Raw genomic sequence first — 17,284 nt, 5'->3', positions numbered from 1 at the left:
AGGCGGGCGCACCTAGCGCCGCCTAGGTGGCGGTTAGGGCTTGAGGTGCCCGGCAGCGGCGGCAGGCAGCGCCTCCGATTTGCCGTGCTGGCCCTCCAGAAAGCAGTGGCGGCAACGTGCTTCGTACGAGTCGGTTTCGCCCAGCAGCACCTGCTCGGCCGAGGCTATTTTGCGAAACGAGTACGAGGCAATGTCGCCGCAGCGCACGCACACGGCGTGCACCTTGGTTACGTACTCGGCCACGGCCAGCAGCGCGGGCATGGGCCCGAAAGGCTTGCCGAGGTAGTCCATGTCGAGCCCGGCCACGATGACGCGCACGCCGTGGTCGGCCAGCTGGTTGCACACCTCCACCAGCGAGTCGTCGAAAAACTGGGCTTCGTCGATGCCCACCACGTCGCACGAGGAGGCGGGCAGCAGCATTTCGTTGGGGAAGGTAACGGGCGTGGAGCGGATGCTGTTGGCGTTGTGCGACACCACGTCCTCGGCGTGGTAGCGCGTATCCAGCCCGGGCTTGAAGATTTCGACGTGCTGGCGCGCAATTTTGGCGCGGTTGAGGCGCCGGATCAGCTCCTCGGTTTTGCCCGAGAACATCGAGCCCACAATTACTTCTATCCAGCCCCGGCGGGGCAATCCGCGGCCATTGCCGACACGGGGTTCAATAAACATACTCGGGGTAAGAAAGCGGCAGGTTCGAAGTCCGAAGTTACACCGCCGCGGGGTGCTTTTTCAAACCCGGTTGCGCGGCACCTAGGGCCCACAACGGGTTCGTGCAAAAACCAACCGGCCGAAACACCTAGGGTTTAGGGTTTCGGCCGGTTGGTTAGTTGATGCGCACAATTTCGAGCTCGAACACCAAATCGGTATTGGGCGGCACGCGGTACTTGCTGTCGTCGTCGGGGTCGCGGGCTCCTTTGGCTCCGTAGGCCAGCCCGGCCGGGATGCGCGCCCACACGCGGGCGCCCTCGGGCAGCAGCGGCAGCAGCTCTTCCCAGCCCTGGATTACCTCGTGCTTGCCGAGTTTCACCCGAATGGGCCGCCCATCGGTAGCCGACGAATCGAAAAACCGCCCGTTAGGCAGAAAGCCCGTGTAGTTGACGCGCACGGCGGCCGTGGGCCCGGCTGGCTTGCCTTGCCCGGGTTGGCGCAGCACGTAGCGCACGCCGTTCGGCGTGCGCAGGGTGTCGGCTTCGGGGCGGGCCGCCGCAACACCTAGGGTTGGCAACCCGGCCAGCAAGGCCAGCAGAAAGGCAGTACGGAGCACGGACTATTGCTTAACGTCGAGCAATTCCAATTCGAACATGATGGGCGTGTAAGGTTGAATGCTAGGGAGGTTGCCTGTGTAGCCGTACGCTAGGTGCGACGGAATCAGCAGGAGTACATCTTCGCCTTTGTACATGTGCTCGGTCAGGGCTTCGTTCCAGCCTTCGATTACCTGCCCCACCACAAAGTTTGTGGCGCCATCAGGAGAGCCGTTGTCGATGGATGAGTCAAACCGCAACCCGTTGCTGATGAAACGGCCAATGTAACGCGCCCTGACTTCCTTGCCGCGCACGGGGCGCACGCCTGACCCAATTTTCTTGCGCCACACGATGTACAGGCCCGAGTTGGTGCGGGTGTAATCGGTGATGTTGTTTTTCTTCAGGTAGTCCTGAATGGTAGCGTCGTCGATGGGCTTTTGGGCCTCAATCTTCTTCTCGATGTCCTTCTGGAAATCGGTTTTGTTGTCGCAGGCACCTAGGGCCAGCAGGAGGGGCAGCAGAGCCCACAAAGCGAGGCGGGCAAAGATGGAGGTTGAAGCAGTGCGCATAAGTTTGAAAATGACAGCGGGCGACCAGCTACAAGAGCCGGCCGCCCGCCGGCGGGTTGCATCAATTTAGCGAATTAACGGCCAGCCGGAGCACCACCGCCGGGCATCATTCCCATGCCGGGTTGCGGCGCCGGCGCGGCTTTCACGTCTACCAGCTCCACGTCGAAGCGCAGCACGGCATCGGCGGGGATGTCGTTGCCGGCGCCGCGTTGGCCGTAAGCCAGGCCCGACGGAATCAGCAGGGTAGCTTTGGTGCCTTTGTTCAGCAGGGCAATGCCTTCGTCCCAGCCCGGAATTACGGCGCCCACGCCAATCGGGAACTCAATCGGCTTGCCGCCGTTGCCCTTCGCCGACGAGTCGAACTCTTTGCCGTTGAGCAAGGTGCCGCGGTAGTTTACCGATACCAGCTGGCCCTGGGTGGGCTTGGCGCCGGTGCCAGGCTGCGTAACCACGTAGTGCAGGCCCGAGGCGGTTTTCTGGGCTTTCAGGTTGTTCTTCTGCACGTACTCCTGAATAGTCTTCTCATCCACGGGCTTCTGCTGCTCGGCGTGCTTCTGCATCTGGGCCATGGCAGCTTGCTGGTCTTTCTGCTGGTTGGCCATAGCCGTAGCCTGGTCCTCAATAGCAGCCACCTTCACGAACAGCGTCATGGTGTTGCCGTGCTTCTTGATTTGGGGCGGCGCCGGCTGGCCGGTGGTTTTCATCGACAGCGTGTCGGCGTTGAAGCGGAACACGGCCGAGTCGCCGGCTTGCAGCAGCGAAATAGCCTCTTCGAGGCCGCCTTTGCGGGCTACGTCTTGCAGGGGCACGCGCACCGGAAAGCCCATTTGCTGCTTGCGCGACTGAAACAACACCGAGTCCTTGGCGGTGCGGTACTCTACGTGCAGGGCAATAATCTGGCCCAGGCGCTTTTTGTAATCAGCTTCCGCGGTTTCGGGCTTGATGTCGCGGGCCTTGCCGCTCTTGTCGAACACTTTGTATTCGATACCCGATTTGGTTTTGGCAAAGTTGCCGCCGGCAGAGTTACAGCCGTTCAGGCCTAGGGCGCCAACCAGCAGAGCGGCCGGCCACAAAAGGAGGGAGTTGCGGAGCATGAAGTAGAAAAAGAGAGAAAGTGCGGCTAAAGGTAAGGATACCTAGGTGCTGAGCGCCATGTGCCCGCCTAGGGGCAAATTACTGCTGCGGGGCAGCGGCAGCGAGCGGTGCGGTTACCAGCTGAGCCTGATACCCGGGCAACAGATCGAGGAACTTCTTCACGGTGGCGTCGAGCGGCTCGTGGCTGATGCCGCCGGCGGCGTTGTGGTGGCCGCCGCCGTTGAAGTGCCGGCGCGAAAACTCGCTTACCGAGAAGTCGCCCACCGAGCGGAACGAGATTTTGACGGCCTGCACGCGGTCGATGAGAATGGCCGCGAACACAATGCCCTCGATGCTGAGCGCGAAGTTGACGAGGCCCTCGGTGTCGCCGGTTTTGGAGTGGTACTGCTTTAGCTCGTCGGCCGTAATGGCAATGTAGGCCGTGTTGTACTCGCGCAGTACCGTGAGCTTGTCCTTCAGCACGAAGCCCAGAAAGCGCAGGCGCTCCTCGGAGTGCGAATCGTAGATGCGGCGGTGTACGGCCGACAGGTTGATGCCCGCATCGAGCAGCTCGGCAATGATCAGGTGCACATTGCGCGAGGTGCTGGGGTGGCGGAACGAGCCGGTATCCGTCATAATGCCCGCGTACAGGCACTCGCCGATGGAAGGGTCGATGAGCGACTGGTCGCCCAGGTCGCGGATCAGCTCAAAAATCAGCTCGGCCGTGGCCGCGGCCGTCGGAAACGAAAAAGCCATGTCGGCGAACTGCTCGGGCTTTTCGTGGTGGTCGACGAGCACCTTTTTGCCCGGGGCGTTGCGCACGTACTGGCCCAGCTCGTTGATGCGGCCCAAGGAGGAGAAGTCGAGGCAGAAAATAACGTCGGCCGTGCCCACGATTTCCTGCACTTGCCGGTCGTTGCGGCCGGGTTCAAACACCACTACCTCGTCGTTGCCGGGCATCCAGGCCAGAAAATCGGGGTAGTCGGAAGGCGTAACCACCGTTACGTGGTGGCCTTTCTTCTTAAGGTACCCCGCCAGGCCCAGCGACGAGCCGAGGGCATCGGCGTCGGGTTTGTGGTGGGTGGTAATAAAGATGTGCCGCGGCTCCCGCAGGAGCTCCTTCAGCGCCGTGACTTCGTGCATTGTCGGCTGATAGGTGACTGACTTTGCGGCCCTTACAGGCCGTGCAAGGGGCAAATTTCGGGAATGATTCGCAAAGTTGTTCTGGCCTGCAACATTCGGCCCCGGTCTTTCGGTTCGTTGGGGTGCCCGAAGCACGCTGCGCCTTCGGCCAAAAGTGCCCCAGGTGCCCCAGGGCGGGGGTAGGCGTGCCCAAATAAGGAGCAGCCCGGACGGGGCCGAGAGGAGCCCAGGAGCCGAAATTAATGCCGCATCCGGCCGTGCTGCGCCACCCGCCGGCCACCTTTGCTGCTGTTACTGCGGCCGGGCTACACCACGTCTTCGCATTAACTCCTACTTTTGCGCCCGCAATTCTTTTGTTTCTGTAACCGACCGCGCACCCTAGGTGCTGGTCCCTCATTTAACTCCCCGAGCCCATGGCAACGAACCGCACCTTCACCATGATTAAGCCCGACGCTGTTCAAGACGGCCACACGGGTGCCATCCTCGCCGACATCGAGAAAGGCGGCTTCCGCATCGTAGCGCTGAAGAAAGTGCTGCTCACCCCCGAGCGTGCCGGCAAGTTCTACGAAGTACACAAGGAGCGTCCGTTCTACAACGACCTCGTGAAGTACATGTCGTCGGGCCCCATTGTGGCGGCTATCCTGGAGCAGGACAACGCTGTAACGGCTTTCCGCGAGCTGATTGGTGCTACCAACCCCGCCCAGGCTGCCGAAGGCACCATCCGCAAGAAGTACGCGAAGAGCATCGAAGCCAACGCCGTGCACGGCTCTGACTCCGACGAAAACGCTGAAATCGAAGGCAGCTTCTTCTTCGGCGCCGACGAGCGTTTCTAAGCTCGCTTAAGCGTTATTTGCGCAAAAGGCCGCTCTGCAACGTGCAGGGCGGCCTTTTGCATATACTGTTTTTATGCCAGTTTTATACCTGTTTTGTATTGCCGAGCTTGCGTTTAGGTGTCAGTCGATTGATTAAGTGCAAGCTAGGATTTGCTCAGCTACAAGCCCCCATTGTGCAGCCTAGCCCCTAGGTGCCCGCACCGAAAAGAGCACGGAGGGGCCAGCCATGCCGTGGCCAGCCGCAAAAAACACCGCGCCGCCCGCCGCCGGAAACTCCGGAACGACGGGCGGCGCGGTGCCTTGCTGGTAGCGGGGTGCGGATACCTAGGCCGACAGCACCGGCTCGGCGGCGTGGGTGTCGGCGTCGCGCACTTCCTGCGGGTTGTGCTTGTGCTTGAACAGGAACAGGAACAGCACCGCAATTACCAGGGCGTACAGGGCAAAAGCCGTCCAGATGCCGGGCCAGTCTTTGCTCTGGTCGGCGTAGGTGAAGTACTTCTCAATCACGATGCCGCTCACCGAGGAGCCCAGCACGGCGCCAAAGCCGTTGGTCATCATCATGAACAAGCCCTGCGCGCTGGCGCGGATGCTGGGCGCCGTTTGCGTTTCGACGAACAGCGAACCGGAGATGTTGAAGAAGTCGAAGGCCATGCCGTACACGATGCACGACAGGATAATCAGCCAAATGCCGGGGCTATCGGGCGTGCCGTAGGCCAGCAAGCCGAAGCGCAGTACCCAGGCAATCATGCTGAACAGCATTACCTGCTTGATGCCGAAACGGCGCAGGAAAAAGGGAATGGCCAGGATGAACAGCGTCTCGGAAATCTGCGAGATGGACATGATCATGGCCGGGTACTTCACGGCAAACGTGTCCTGGTACTCGGGTACTTTGTCGAAATCGTGCAGGAAGGTATCGCCGTAGGCATTGGTGAGCTGCAGGGCCGCACCAAGTAGCAGCGAAAAGATGAAGAAGGTGAGCATCTTGGTGTCGCGCAGCAAGGCAAACGACTTCAGGCCCAGCACATCCACGAGCGAGCGGCTGGGGGTGTCTTTGGCGGTGGGCGGGCAGGCCGGCAGCGTAAACGAGTACAAGCCCAGCAAAATGGCCGCGCCGGCCGCTACGTAAAACTGGCTGGCCGATTTCTCGAGGCCCAGCAGGCTCACCGTCCACATGGCGGCAATAAAGCCGATGGTGCCCCACACCCGGATGGGCGGGTAATCCTTCACCACGTCGAGCCCTTCCTTCTTCAGCACCGAGTACGACACCGCAATGGACAAGGCCAGCGTGGGCATGTAGAAGATCATGTTCAGCAGCATCACCCAAAACATCAGGCCGGGGTCGGTTACCAACGGCACCGTGCATAGCACCGCGCCGCCCAGTATGTGCAGCGCGCCGTAGAGCTTCTCGGCATTCACGTACTTATCGGCCACAATGCCCATAAGCGAGGGCATGAAGATGGACGCGATGCCCATGGTCGAGAAGATGGCGCCGAACTGGGCCCCCGACCATTGTTTGGTTTGAAACCAATATGCCCCGATGGTGATCAGCCACGAGCCCCAGATAAAGAACTGTAGAAAGCTGAGGATAATAAGACGCAGCTTAGTACTCATGCGAGTGCAGTTGGGAGAGGGTAGGGAATGATTAAGTCCATAAAGATACAAGTTTTCTGCCGTGGCAGGTTTTTAGAGTGCCTTGCCCTAGGCGCCAACAAAAAGCCCCGTACGACACCGTACGGGGCTTTTTGTTGGGGTAAACCAGCCATGTGGCTGGCAACGCCAAGGTGCATTACATGGGGGTGGCCTCCTGCAGGCGGCGGTTCACTTCGTCCCAGTTAATCACGTTGTAGAACGCCTGGATGTAATCGGGGCGGCGGTTCTGGTAGTTGAGGTAGTAGGCGTGCTCCCACACATCGAGGCCCAGCACCGGAATGCCTTTGCAGCCCGAGTCGGGCATCAGCGGGTTGTCCTGGTTCGGGGTAGAGCAGATTTGCAGGTTGCCGTCGTTCATTTTGCACAGCCATGCCCAGCCCGAGCCGAAGCGCGTGGTGGCGGCTTTGGTGAACTCCTCCTTAAACTTGTCGTAGCCGCCGAAAGTCTTCTGAATGGCCTCGGCAATGGGGCCGGTGGGCTCGCCGCCGCCGTTCGGCGACAGGATTTTCCAGAACAGGTCGTGGTTCCAGTGGCCGCCGCCGTTGTTGCGCACGGCAGCCGGAGCCTTGGCGATGTTATGCAGGATTTCCTCGAGCGACTGATTTTCCATTTCAGTGCCCTGGATAGCGTTATTCAGGTTGGTAACGTAGGCCTGGTGGTGCTTGGTGTGGTGGATTTCCATCGTGCGCGCATCGATGTGGGGTTCCAGGGCATCGTAGGCGTATGGAAGCTGGGGCAGTTCGAAAGCCATAGCGTTGTGAGGTTTGGGGTATGGTATAGGGTGAGTTTCTGGGGTGATTAACCGCCGAAAGCAGCTACGGGTTACGTACTGGTACGGAGGCGGCCAAAAGTAGCTATTTCCGTTTGTCGGCAAAGAAGCGCTGCATTAAAGTCGCGCATTCGTCGGCCAGTACGCCCGTAAGCACCTGGCACCTAGGGTGCAGCAGCTGGCCGTGGCGCGAGTAGCCCACCTTGGGCTCGGGGGTGCCGTACACCACGCGCGGCACCTGCGCCCAGGCCGTGGCGCCGGCGCACATCACGCAGGGCTCCACGGTTACGTACAGCGTGCAATCGTGCAGGTACTTGTTGCCTAGGTAGTTGGCGGCGGCGGTAAGGGCCAGCATCTCGGCGTGGGCGGTTACGTCGCGCAGCTGCTCGGTTTGGTTGTGCCCGCGCCCGATGATTTGGCCGGTGCCGTTGTGCGCTACTACCGCGCCAATCGGAATTTCGCCTTGGGCAAAAGCCAGCTCGGCTTCGCGCAGGGCTTGGCGCATGAGGCGTTCGTCGTGGGGTAGCACTCGCATGGCTGGCAAAGGTAGCGGTGTGCGAAAAAATCCAGGCAGCCGCTACCTTGACGGCCGATGTCGTCGTTGCTGAAACGCTTGCTGCTGATTGGTGCCTTAGCCGCCCTGGTAATAGGTGCTCTGCTGCCCTGGGTGAGCACGTTTGCCGAAGGCGCCGCGCTGGTGCTGGCCGGCGTGTGCCTGGCCCTGTGGCTGAGCGAGGCGGTGCCGCCCTTTGTACCGGCGTTGCTGCTGGCGGTGCTGGTGCCGGCCGGGCTGGGCCGCCACAACCCCGCCGAATACGGCCTGGGCCAAGTGCTCGGCTGGGGTGCCGACCCCGTGCTGGCGCTGTTTTTCGGGGGCTTTGTGCTGAGTGCCGCCACCCGCGCCCACGCCCTCGACCGCGCCCTCATTCAGCAAACCACCCGGCTGGCCGGTGGCTCGGGCTTGCGCCTGCTGCTGCTCACCAGCGTGCTCACGGCCGTGCTCTCGATGTGGCTTTCGAACATTGCGGCCTCGGCGCTGGTGCTTGCCAGCCTACAGCCCCTGCTGCAGCAATTGCCGCCCAATGCCGCGCTGCGGCGCGCTTTGCTGCTGGGCGTGGCGTTTGGCGCCGATTTCGGCGGCATGGCCACACCCATCGGGAGCGGCCCCAACGGCCTGGCCCTGGCCGAAACCGCCGCCCGCGGGGTGCCGGTGTCGTTTGGCGCCTGGATGCTGTTTGCTCTACCGCTTACTCTGGGTTTGCTGGCGGCCGCTCTGGCGCTGGTGGTGTGGCGTTTTCACCTAGGGGGTAGCAACACGGCCGTGCCGGTCACCCCCGCCGAGCCGCTGCCGCCCGATGCGCGCCGCCGCCACTTGCTGGCGGTGCTGCTGCTCACGGTGGTGCTCTGGCTAACCGAGCCGTGGCACGGCGTGGCGGCGGGCGTGGTGGCCCTGGGTAGCGCGGCCGTGCTGTTTGCCATCCGGCTTATCACCCCCGAAACCCTGCGCGAGCTGGATTGGAGCACCCTGATGCTGATTGCCGGCGGGCTGATGCTGGGGCGGCTGCTGGAGCAATCGGGCGTAGTCCGGACGTTATCGGCCCAGGTGAATTGGCAGCAAATGCCGCCCGCGGTGGGCTTGTTCGGGTTGTGCATTATCAGCGCATTGCTTTCGGCCCTCATGAGCAACACTGCCGCCGTGGTTATGCTTATTCCGCTGGGGCAGGCCATTTACCCCGAACCTTCCACGGCTATTCTGGTGGCGCTGGCGGCGTCCATGGGCGTGCCCTTCGTCATCAGCACACCGCCCAACGCCATGGCCTACAGCCAAGGTGGCCTGAAGCCCGCCGACCTGCTGGTGCCCGGCTTGCTGCTGATGCTGGGCGGCTGTTTGCTGATAAGCCTCACGGGCCGCGCGGTGCTGCACTGGGCTGGCATTCCGTAGCTCCACGGGCTGCCGCCAAACAAAAAGGCCCCCGCTGGTACCAGCAGGGGCCTTTTTCTGAAACCACGAAAAGTACACCTAGGCTTTCTTCTCCTCGGGCGCCTTCACGTTGTCGTCGGGGTTGCGGTCGATGAGCTTGTTGAAGGGGTCGATGCCGACGCGGTCGGGTTTCTGCGGCACCGTAAACTCCAGGCGGTTGAGGCCCGGCACCAGACGGCGCTTTTCGAGCAGCATGGGCACATCCTGGTACTTGCCGTCTTTGCCCTTTTTGCGGGTAATTACGCCCACATCAATAAAGTCGCGCGCTTTCAGGTCGGGCGTTTCGTTGCCCAGCGAGTCGGCGTACAGCTTCTTGGTGTTCACGGTGAACTGCACCTTGTACTGGCCATTTGGCAGCTTGCGGTACGAGGCCGAATCAACCTTGTTCTCGTACAGCGTGATGCGCTCGAACAGGTCGGTAACCAGGTACTGCAGCGAGTCGGGCGTGTGCTTACGGATGTACCCCAGGAACTCTACCGAAGTGGTATACGGCGCGCGTTGGTAAGCTACTTTGTCGCGGTATTCCTTGATGGCGGCGTTTACGGCTTTCTCGCCTAGGTAGTCCTGCAGCGCGTACATCACCACCGAGCCTTTGCGGTAGTGGATGTAGGGCTGGTTTTCGACCAAATACAGCGGTACTTCCTTCTTACGCTCGGTGGTGCGGCCCGTGAGGTACGAGTTCAGCTCGTACTTCAAGAACTTCTTCATTTTTTCCTCGCCGTAGATGTGCTTCATCACCATAAGGGCGCTGTACTGGCTTAGCGTTTCCGACATCAGCGTGCCGCCCTGCACGTTGCCGCCAATAATCTGGTGGGCAAACCACTGGTGCGCCACCTCGTGGGCGGTTACGTAGAGCGGGTAGTCGATGTCCTTGGGGTCGGTCGAGTCGACGTGGGCCACGAAACCAATGCTCTCGGAGAACGGAATGGTGTTCGGGAAGGCTTGCGCAAACGAGCTGTACCCCGGAAACTCCAGAATACGCACTTGCCGGTGCTGGTACGGGCCGAAGTTGGCGGTGTAGTACTCCAAGCCCTTCTGCACGCCCTTCACCATGCGCTTCAGGTTGTACTCGTGGCCGGGCTGGTAGTAAATCTCAATCGGAATGTCCTTCCACTTGTCCTTGTACACGGCATAGCGCGCCGACAGGAAGGAGTAGAAGTTGAGGATGGGCGCATCCATTTTGTAATGGAAGTAGCGGCGGCCGTCCTTGGTCCATTCTTTCTGCAGGTAGCCCGGGGCAATGGCAATCTGATCGGGCGAGGTGCTGACGGTCGTTTCAAACCGAATCCAGTCGGCCTCGTTGCTGATGTAGGTGTTCATGCGCGCCGCCGAGTCGTGCACCGAAGCCATGCGCGGCTTGGGCTGCAGGCCTTGGTCTTTGCGCAGGTCGTCGTCGCCTAGCTCCAGGCCATCTTGGTAACCAATGTGGGGCAATAGCTGCGTGCCTACGAAGGTGCCGTTGTACACCATGCTGGTGTTGGAGCCGCGGTTGCGGAAGCCCGGGTTGGTGTAGGCCATGTCGAAGTGCAGCTGCACCGAGTCGCCGGGCTGCAGGGGTTGCTGCAGGCGCACAATGCGATACACCACCTCGCCCAGTTTTTTGTTGAGCACTTCCTTGGCGGGGCGAGCCAGCTCCAGGCGCTTCACTTCGGCATCGGACTCGTGGAGCAGCTGCACCGAATCAATAGCTACCTTTTCGCGGTTGAGCAGCCAGTACGTGCCTTTGAAGTGCACATCGCGCTCGGCCGGGTAAATGTCGGCCTCGATGTTGACGGCCGTGATGCGCGGCTGCGGGCGCTTCTCGAAGCGCTTAAACTCCCGCTCGTACTGCGCCTGCAGCTCCTCGGTTTCGTCGGAGGTGCGGTACTCGTTCAGCACGTTGGTGTTGTAGAAGATGTAGCCGCCCATGCCCGCAAACACCAGCAGGGCCACACCAGCCACCCCGCGCAAAGCCGGCGACATGGAGGAGCGCGCCTGTGCCCACCGCCACGAAAAACGCGTTTCGGTACCGCGCGGCCACAGCAGCGACGAGGCCAAGGCCAGCAGCACTGCAAATGCCCCCCAGTACAGCTTAAAGGCGAAGTACGGCCACACAAAATGCCCGTAGCCGTTCATGGCCGAGTAGCGCACGCCGGGGTCGGAGTTGAAGGAGTACAGGTTGTGCTCGAGGCCCAACTGCCCTTTGAAGAGGTTGAAGGCGTAGTACAGGATCATGATGAAATGGCCCATGTACTTGTTGTTACACAGCACCTGCACCAGCATGGCCAGCACGCACATAATCCAGAAGTCGAGCAGCTGGAAGCCGAACAGCTCCTTCAGGTACACATCAATTTCGTAGTTGAAGTAGCCTTTGAAGGTTTGCAGCGTTACGCCGCACACCAGCACTACCACCAGCAGCACTACCTGAATAAGCATGAGCGCCCCGAGCTTGGCCGAGAAAGGCACCCAGCCCGGCATGGGCATGGCGTCGTAGATCTGGTGAATCTGCGAATCACGCTCGCGCCACACCAGCTCGCCCGAGTAGAACGTGATGATGATGAGCATGAACAACGAGAACGAGCCGCCCAGCACCTGCACCACCACCGGCGTAACGGGGTAGGTGTTGGTGCCGAACATCTGGCCCACTTGCATGCCGGCAATAACCAGGAACAGCACCCCCGCGCCGGCAATACCCATAAAGTACACGCTGCGCACCGTGCTCAGGAACTCGAGCCGCAGCAAGCGCCCGAACTGCGCCCAGGCCAGACCCGCGGTAAAGCGCGGCGTAATGCGCGGCAGCTGCAGGCCCTTGGGGGCATCGGCTACACCTAGGGCACCCGCTTTGGGGCGCGGGCCCGAAGCCGAAGCGTTGGCAAACGAGAAGCGAAATACGAAGTAGCAAGCCGCCAGCATGAGCAGCGAAATGGCCATCCAGAGCAAGCGGTTTTGCACCAGGTAGTCGCTCCAGGGCAGCAGCATGGCGTTGCGCTCGGCTACCGTCCAGTAGCGTTGCGTGAGGTACACGGCGCCGCCGCCCATCGGGTCGAGCAGGTTTTGCAGCGTGTCGTTATCAATGTCCTGCTGCAGGGTTTGGCTGATGGAGTACAGCACAAAGAAGCCGATGCCGCCTAGGTACACCGCCAAAGCCGAGCGCGTGAGGGTGGCCCCGGTAAAGAAGATGGCCCCCGTGAACAGCAGGTTCGGGATGATGATGGTGAGGTAAGGCTGCAGGTAAGCGGCCGCGTGGTTCGGACCGATCTTGGCCTCATCGAGGCCGGGCCAGTACGTGGCCAGCCAGGCACCTAGGCCCGCACCGGCAAACACCAACAGCAGCACCACAAACGAGCCCAGAAAGCGGCCACCTAGGTAGCCTAGCTTGCTGATGGGCGCCGTGTAATAGAGCGAATGCGTGCGGTGCTCGAAGTCGCGGAACACGGGCGTGCCCATAATGGCCGACGTAACGAACACGCCAAACATGCTGATGGCCGTGAGCAGCCAGTTGATCTGGTACGGCGAGTTGGCCAGCACCTTGCCGCCGGCGGCGTCGCCCACCACAATGCCCCCGCCGAACAGCCCACCTAGGGCCAGCATCAGCAGGAAAGCCATCAGGAACATCAGGCCGAAATAGATGTACGTGGCCGGCCTTTTCAGGCGGTAGCGTAACTCAAACCGGAATATCTCTCCGAACATAGTCGAGTGTGAAGTAGAAGTTGACGATGAACGGAACGCTTAGGCTACTACCGGTTTGGCGGCTACTTGCTCGGCCGCATGAATGCGCGCGAAGTACACGTCTTCGAGCGTGGGCTCTACGCCCTCGAAGCCGTTGCCGGGCTGCGCCACGCTGTGCACGTGAATAATGGTTTGGCCGGCAAACAAGCGCGACGAAATCACCGAGAACTGCTCCTGGTAGCTGCTGAGCTCCTCTTTGCGGATGAGGCGGCGCCAGATTTGCCCGCGCATTTCCTCGATGGCCTGCAGCGGGTCGCCGGTGTACAGCACCTGGCCTTTGTTGATAATGGCAAACTGGCGGCACAAATCCGACACATCGGACACGATGTGCGTGCTCAGGATCACGATGCGGTCTTCGCCGATTTCGGCCAGCAGGTTATGAAAGCGGTTGCGCTCGGTAGGGTCGAGGCCGGCCGTGGGCTCGTCCACAATAATCAACCTAGGGTTGCCCAGTAGCGCCTGCGCAATGCCGAAGCGCTGCTTCATGCCGCCCGAGTAGCCGCCCAGGTTTTTGTTGCGCACGTTGTAGAGGTTGGTTTGGTGCAGCAAGGCATCAACCACTTGGCGCCGCTCGCTTTTGTTGCTGATGCCCTTGAGCACGGCAAAGTGCTCGAGCAGCTCGGCGGCGGTTACTTTCGGGTACACCCCAAACTCCTGCGGCAAATAGCCAAGTACCTGGCGCACGCGCTCTGGCTGGTTCAGCACGTCAATGTCACCTAGGCGGATAGAGCCCGAATCGGCCTCCTGCAGGGTCGAAATCGTGCGCATCAGCGACGACTTGCCCGCGCCGTTGGGGCCAAGCAAGCCAAACATGCCCGGCTCGATGCGCAGCGACACATCGTTGAGCGCTTTGGTGCCGTTGGGGTACGTTTTGGAAAGGTGTTCGATGACCAGTTCCATGCGAGTATGAGGGTTAGGGTGTGGAAAGCAAGAGTGGATTGTGGATAATATATCGGCGTTAGGCCGTGCGCATTACAAGCGCGAGCATAAAAAAAGCCCGTTGGGTAAAACCCAACGGGCGCAAGATGCGTATTCGGCCGCCTTCGTTGCCTAATCAGGCCGGCAGGGCAGCAAATTTATTTCAGCGCAATGCTCTGCATCACGGCCTGGGCCACAGGCTGGTACTGCTTCTGCTCCTCAATGGGGCTGTTGAAGTGGAACACGTACAGCTGGTCGCCCGAAATGGCGTACTGCATCAGCTGGTAGCGTTTCAGCGGGGCCATCATCTCGCGGCCGCGGCGGTTATCGGTCAGCGTCGAGACAAACTCCAGCACCACAAAATCGCGCTTGTTCACGGTCCGAATGTCCTTGCTGATGAAATCGACCTTGGTGTAGGTGCGCTTCAGGTTCGATTCGTACACCTTCAGCAAGAGGGCGTAGTCGCGGTCGGTAAAGGTGGTTTGCTTGTTGGCAATGCTGAAATCGACGCGGCCGGCGGGGTTGCTGAACACGGCCAGCGGCTTGCGGGCGGCCGGGTACTTCGAGGCAATAGCATCGTCGGGCAGGGGCTGAAAGTCTTCCGGCACGCCAACGGTCAGGTTTTTGGCTACCTGTACTTTCTTCAGCTTGGGGGCTACAAAAGCTACCAGCAGCAGGAGCAGCGGCAGCAGCCACAGGGCGGGGTGGAGGATATTTCGCGAGGTCGTCATTGAGTTATGCATCGTCGGCAAAGTAACGCAGCTACGCCCAACAGAATTTCGTGCCAATTCATTTGCCCAGCCTGCGGCCTTGCTCATGGGGCAACGAAAAGCCCCCGGCACCTAGGGTACCGGAGGCTTTTAGTTTCAATAAAGCGCGTCATGCTGAGCGCAGTCGAAGCATCTCTACCGCTTCGTCGAATAGTAGATTACTATCAGTAGAAATGCTTCGACTGCGCTCAGCATGACGCGCTTTATTAAGCCTTAGCGGCGGCCGCGCTTCTTCTTAGTGGCAACGGGCGCCGAGGGGTACTTGATGCGCACCTTCTTCCAGTACAGGTAGTTGTCGATTTTGGCCTCTACCAGGTAGGTGCCGGCCGGAATGCGGCCTAGGTCGACGGGGGCGCCGGTGTGGGTGGCCGGGTCGAGGGGCTGCGTGTATACCGGCTGGTTTTTGTAGTCGGTAACGGTAAGCGTGCCGGGCTTGGTGAACTGCTGCGTAAAGCTGAGCAGCACCGAGTTGGAGTTCGGCTTCGGGAAAATGTCGATGCCCGAAAGCGTTTCCACGCGCTTAACGGCGCCATCGAGCACTACCGGCTCGGCTTCCGATTTGGTCTTGATTTCGGTGCCCGTGGTTTCCGACTTGGTTTTCGTCTTCACCTTGGTTTGGGCGTGGGCGGCGGGCAAGGCCAATAGGGTAGCAGCGACGAGCGTCAGCGCAAAGCGTTTCATATCGGTGGTAAGAGTAGAAAGTCCGGAGTTGAGAAGTAGCTGAGGCGCCCTTTGCAGAATCCGGGCCAAAATTAACGAAGCTCGTTCTACGTACCTATCGGGTGCGTGGCTTGCCTATCTTTGCCGCCTCCGATATAGTTGTCCGGCTGCCTGCCCCGTGGGCGGGCCTACCTCTGAGCTTATGCTTCGAACGAATACCTGCGGTGAACTCCGCCTAGAGAATGTTGGCCAAACCGTTACACTGTGCGGCTGGGTGCAGCGCACCCGCGACAAAGGCGCCGTGCTTTACCTGGATTTGCGCGACCGTTACGGCCTTACTCAGGTAGTATTTGAGCAAGGCGTTGAGGCCGAAGAGCTGCGCGAACAAGCCCGCGACCTAGGCCGCGAGTTTGTAGTGAGCATTACGGGCCGCGTAGCCGAGCGCTACAACAAGAACCCCAACCTGCCCACCGGCGACATCGAGATTCGCCCCGAAACGCTGCAGGTGCTCAACCCCGCCAAGCTGCCGCCCTTCCTCATCGAAGACGAAACCGACGGCGGCGACGACCTGCGCATGAAGTACCGCTACCTCGATTTGCGCCGCAACCCCGTGCGCCGCAACCTCGAGCTGCGCCACCGCCTGGCCCAGTCGGTGCGCCGGTACCTGGATAACCAAGGCTTCCTGGAAGTAGAAACCCCGGTGCTCATCAAGAGCACGCCCGAAGGTGCCCGCGATTTTGTGGTGCCCTCGCGCATGAACCCCGGCCAGTTCTACGCCCTGCCGCAGTCGCCCCAAACGTTTAAGCAGCTGCTGATGGTGTCGGGCTTCGATCGGTACTTCCAGATCGTGAAGTGCTTCCGCGACGAAGACCTGCGCGCCGACCGCCAGCCCGAGTTCACGCAGATTGACTGCGAAATGGCCTTCGTGACGCAGGAAGACATACTGCAGACCTTCGAGGGCATGACGCGCCAGATGTTTGTGGAGGTAAAAGGCTTCGACCCGGGCGAGTTCCCGCGCATGACCTACGCCGACGCCATGCGCCTCTACGGCTCCGACAAGCCCGACACGCGCTTTGCCATGCAGTTCGTGGAGCTGAACGACGTGGTAAAAGGCCACGGCTTCCCGGTGTTCGACAGCGCCGAGCTGGTAGTGGGCATCAACGCCGCCACCTGCGCTACTTTCACCCGCAAGCAGCTCGACGAGCTGACTGATTTCGTGAAGCGCCCGCAGGTAGGCGCCACCGGCCTGGTGTACGCCCGCGTAGAAGCCGACGGCAACGTGAAATCGTCGGTTGATAAGTTCTACTCGCAGGAAGTGCTGCAGCAGTGGAAAGCCGCCTTCAACGCCAACCCCGGTGACTTGCTGCTGATTTTGGCCGGCCCCGCCGACAAAACCCGCAAGGCCCTGAACGAGCTGCGCCTCGAAATGGGCCAGCGCCTAGGTCTGCGCAACAAAGAGGACTTCCGCCCGCTGTGGGTGGTCGATTTCCCGCTGCTCGAGTTCAACGAAGAGGATGGCCGCTACTACGCCATGCACCACCCCTTCACCTCGCCCAAGCCCGAGGACATTCCGCTGCTCGAAAGCAACCCCGGCCAGGTGCGCGCCAACGCCTACGACCTGGTGATTAACGGCACTGAAATCGGCGGCGGCTCCATCCGTATCCACGACCGTGCCGTGCAGGCCAGCATGTTCAAGCTCCTGGGTTTCTCCGACGAGGAAGCCAAGGCGCAGTTCGGCTTCCTGCTCGATGCCTTCGAGTACGGCGCTCCGCCCCACGGCGGCATCGCCTTCGGCTTCGACCGCCTGTGCTCCATGTTCGGCGGCGCCGACTCGATCCGCGACTTCATTGCCTTCCCAAAAAACAACTCTGGCCGCGATGTGATGATTGACTCGCCCTCGGAGATTTCGGGCGCGCAGCTTAAGGAGCTCAGCATTGAGTCGAAAGTGGAAGCGGCGAAGTAGCTCTCGTT

The 17,284-nt window shown here is 60.8% G+C and carries 15 protein-coding genes; 3 read left to right on the top strand and 12 right to left on the bottom strand.

Annotation, left to right across the window (positions count from 1 at the left end):
- Positions 1-33 precede the first annotated feature (33 nt).
- The 5 genes from OIS50_RS11610 to OIS50_RS11590 form a co-directional block, all read right to left on the bottom strand.
- Positions 34-666 (bottom strand): thymidine kinase, encoded by a 633-nt coding sequence (locus OIS50_RS11610; protein WP_264690810.1) that lies wholly within the window; start codon positions 664-666, stop codon positions 34-36.
- Positions 667-820: 154 nt separating this feature from the next.
- Positions 821-1,261, bottom strand: a complete 441-nt coding sequence (locus OIS50_RS11605; protein ID WP_264690809.1) for an FKBP-type peptidyl-prolyl cis-trans isomerase — start codon at positions 1,259-1,261, stop codon at positions 821-823.
- 3 nt (positions 1,262-1,264) lie between these two features.
- Complete coding sequence (locus tag OIS50_RS11600; protein WP_264690808.1) at positions 1,265-1,807, bottom strand: FKBP-type peptidyl-prolyl cis-trans isomerase; 543 nt, start codon at positions 1,805-1,807, stop codon at positions 1,265-1,267.
- Positions 1,808-1,881: 74 nt separating this feature from the next.
- Positions 1,882-2,901: an FKBP-type peptidyl-prolyl cis-trans isomerase gene (locus tag OIS50_RS11595; RefSeq protein ID WP_264690807.1), complete on the bottom strand. Its 1,020-nt coding sequence runs from the start codon at positions 2,899-2,901 to the stop codon at positions 1,882-1,884.
- A gap of 79 nt (positions 2,902-2,980) precedes the next feature.
- Complete coding sequence (locus tag OIS50_RS11590) at positions 2,981-4,024, bottom strand: DHH family phosphoesterase (protein ID WP_264690806.1); 1,044 nt, start codon at positions 4,022-4,024, stop codon at positions 2,981-2,983.
- Between the two features lie 413 nt (positions 4,025-4,437).
- Here OIS50_RS11590 and OIS50_RS11585 point away from each other — a divergent pair, with 413 nt between their 5' ends.
- Complete coding sequence (locus OIS50_RS11585; RefSeq protein ID WP_059067102.1) at positions 4,438-4,857, top strand: nucleoside-diphosphate kinase; 420 nt, start codon at positions 4,438-4,440, stop codon at positions 4,855-4,857.
- A 324-nt stretch (positions 4,858-5,181) separates the two neighbouring features.
- Here OIS50_RS11585 and OIS50_RS11580 read toward each other — a convergent pair whose 3' ends face one another.
- The 3 genes from OIS50_RS11580 to OIS50_RS11570 form a co-directional block, all read right to left on the bottom strand.
- Entirely contained in the window at positions 5,182-6,468 is a 1,287-nt protein-coding gene (locus tag OIS50_RS11580) for a nucleoside permease (protein ID WP_264690805.1), read from the bottom strand.
- A 175-nt stretch (positions 6,469-6,643) separates the two neighbouring features.
- Positions 6,644-7,258, bottom strand: coding sequence for a superoxide dismutase (locus OIS50_RS11575; protein ID WP_264690804.1), 615 nt, complete (start codon positions 7,256-7,258; stop codon positions 6,644-6,646).
- A 103-nt stretch (positions 7,259-7,361) separates the two neighbouring features.
- Positions 7,362-7,811 carry a nucleoside deaminase gene (locus OIS50_RS11570; RefSeq protein ID WP_264690803.1) on the bottom strand — a complete coding sequence of 150 codons (450 nt, stop codon included), beginning with the start codon at positions 7,809-7,811 and terminating at the stop codon, positions 7,362-7,364.
- Between the two features lie 57 nt (positions 7,812-7,868).
- Here OIS50_RS11570 and OIS50_RS11565 point away from each other — a divergent pair, with 57 nt between their 5' ends.
- Positions 7,869-9,218: an SLC13 family permease gene (locus tag OIS50_RS11565; protein ID WP_264690802.1), complete on the top strand. Its 1,350-nt coding sequence runs from the start codon at positions 7,869-7,871 to the stop codon at positions 9,216-9,218.
- Positions 9,219-9,296: 78 nt separating this feature from the next.
- Here the strand turns inward: OIS50_RS11565 and OIS50_RS11560 are convergent, their stop codons facing one another.
- From OIS50_RS11560 to OIS50_RS11545, 4 genes are all read right to left on the bottom strand, one after another.
- Positions 9,297-12,926, bottom strand: coding sequence for an ABC transporter permease/M1 family aminopeptidase (locus OIS50_RS11560; protein WP_264690801.1), 3,630 nt, complete (start codon positions 12,924-12,926; stop codon positions 9,297-9,299).
- 39 nt (positions 12,927-12,965) lie between these two features.
- Positions 12,966-13,865 carry an ABC transporter ATP-binding protein gene (locus OIS50_RS11555; protein ID WP_264690800.1) on the bottom strand — a complete coding sequence of 300 codons (900 nt, stop codon included), beginning with the start codon at positions 13,863-13,865 and terminating at the stop codon, positions 12,966-12,968.
- 176 nt (positions 13,866-14,041) lie between these two features.
- Positions 14,042-14,614: a hypothetical protein gene (locus OIS50_RS11550; protein ID WP_264690799.1), complete on the bottom strand. Its 573-nt coding sequence runs from the start codon at positions 14,612-14,614 to the stop codon at positions 14,042-14,044.
- A gap of 252 nt (positions 14,615-14,866) precedes the next feature.
- The gene (locus OIS50_RS11545) at positions 14,867-15,334 is read right to left on the bottom strand and encodes a hypothetical protein (protein ID WP_264690798.1); all 468 of its coding nucleotides are present in this window, start codon (positions 15,332-15,334) and stop codon (positions 14,867-14,869) included.
- A 181-nt stretch (positions 15,335-15,515) separates the two neighbouring features.
- On the opposite strand from OIS50_RS11545, the gene aspS reads away from it, so the two are divergent.
- Positions 15,516-17,276, top strand: coding sequence for an aspartate--tRNA ligase (gene aspS / locus OIS50_RS11540; RefSeq protein ID WP_264690797.1), 1,761 nt, complete (start codon positions 15,516-15,518; stop codon positions 17,274-17,276).
- Positions 17,277-17,284: the final 8 nt, after the last annotated feature.

Source organism: Hymenobacter sp. YIM 151858-1, assembly GCF_025979705.1.
Taxonomy (GTDB): Bacteria; Bacteroidota; Bacteroidia; order Cytophagales; family Hymenobacteraceae; genus Solirubrum.
This window is presented reverse-complemented; position numbering and strand designations above follow the sequence as displayed.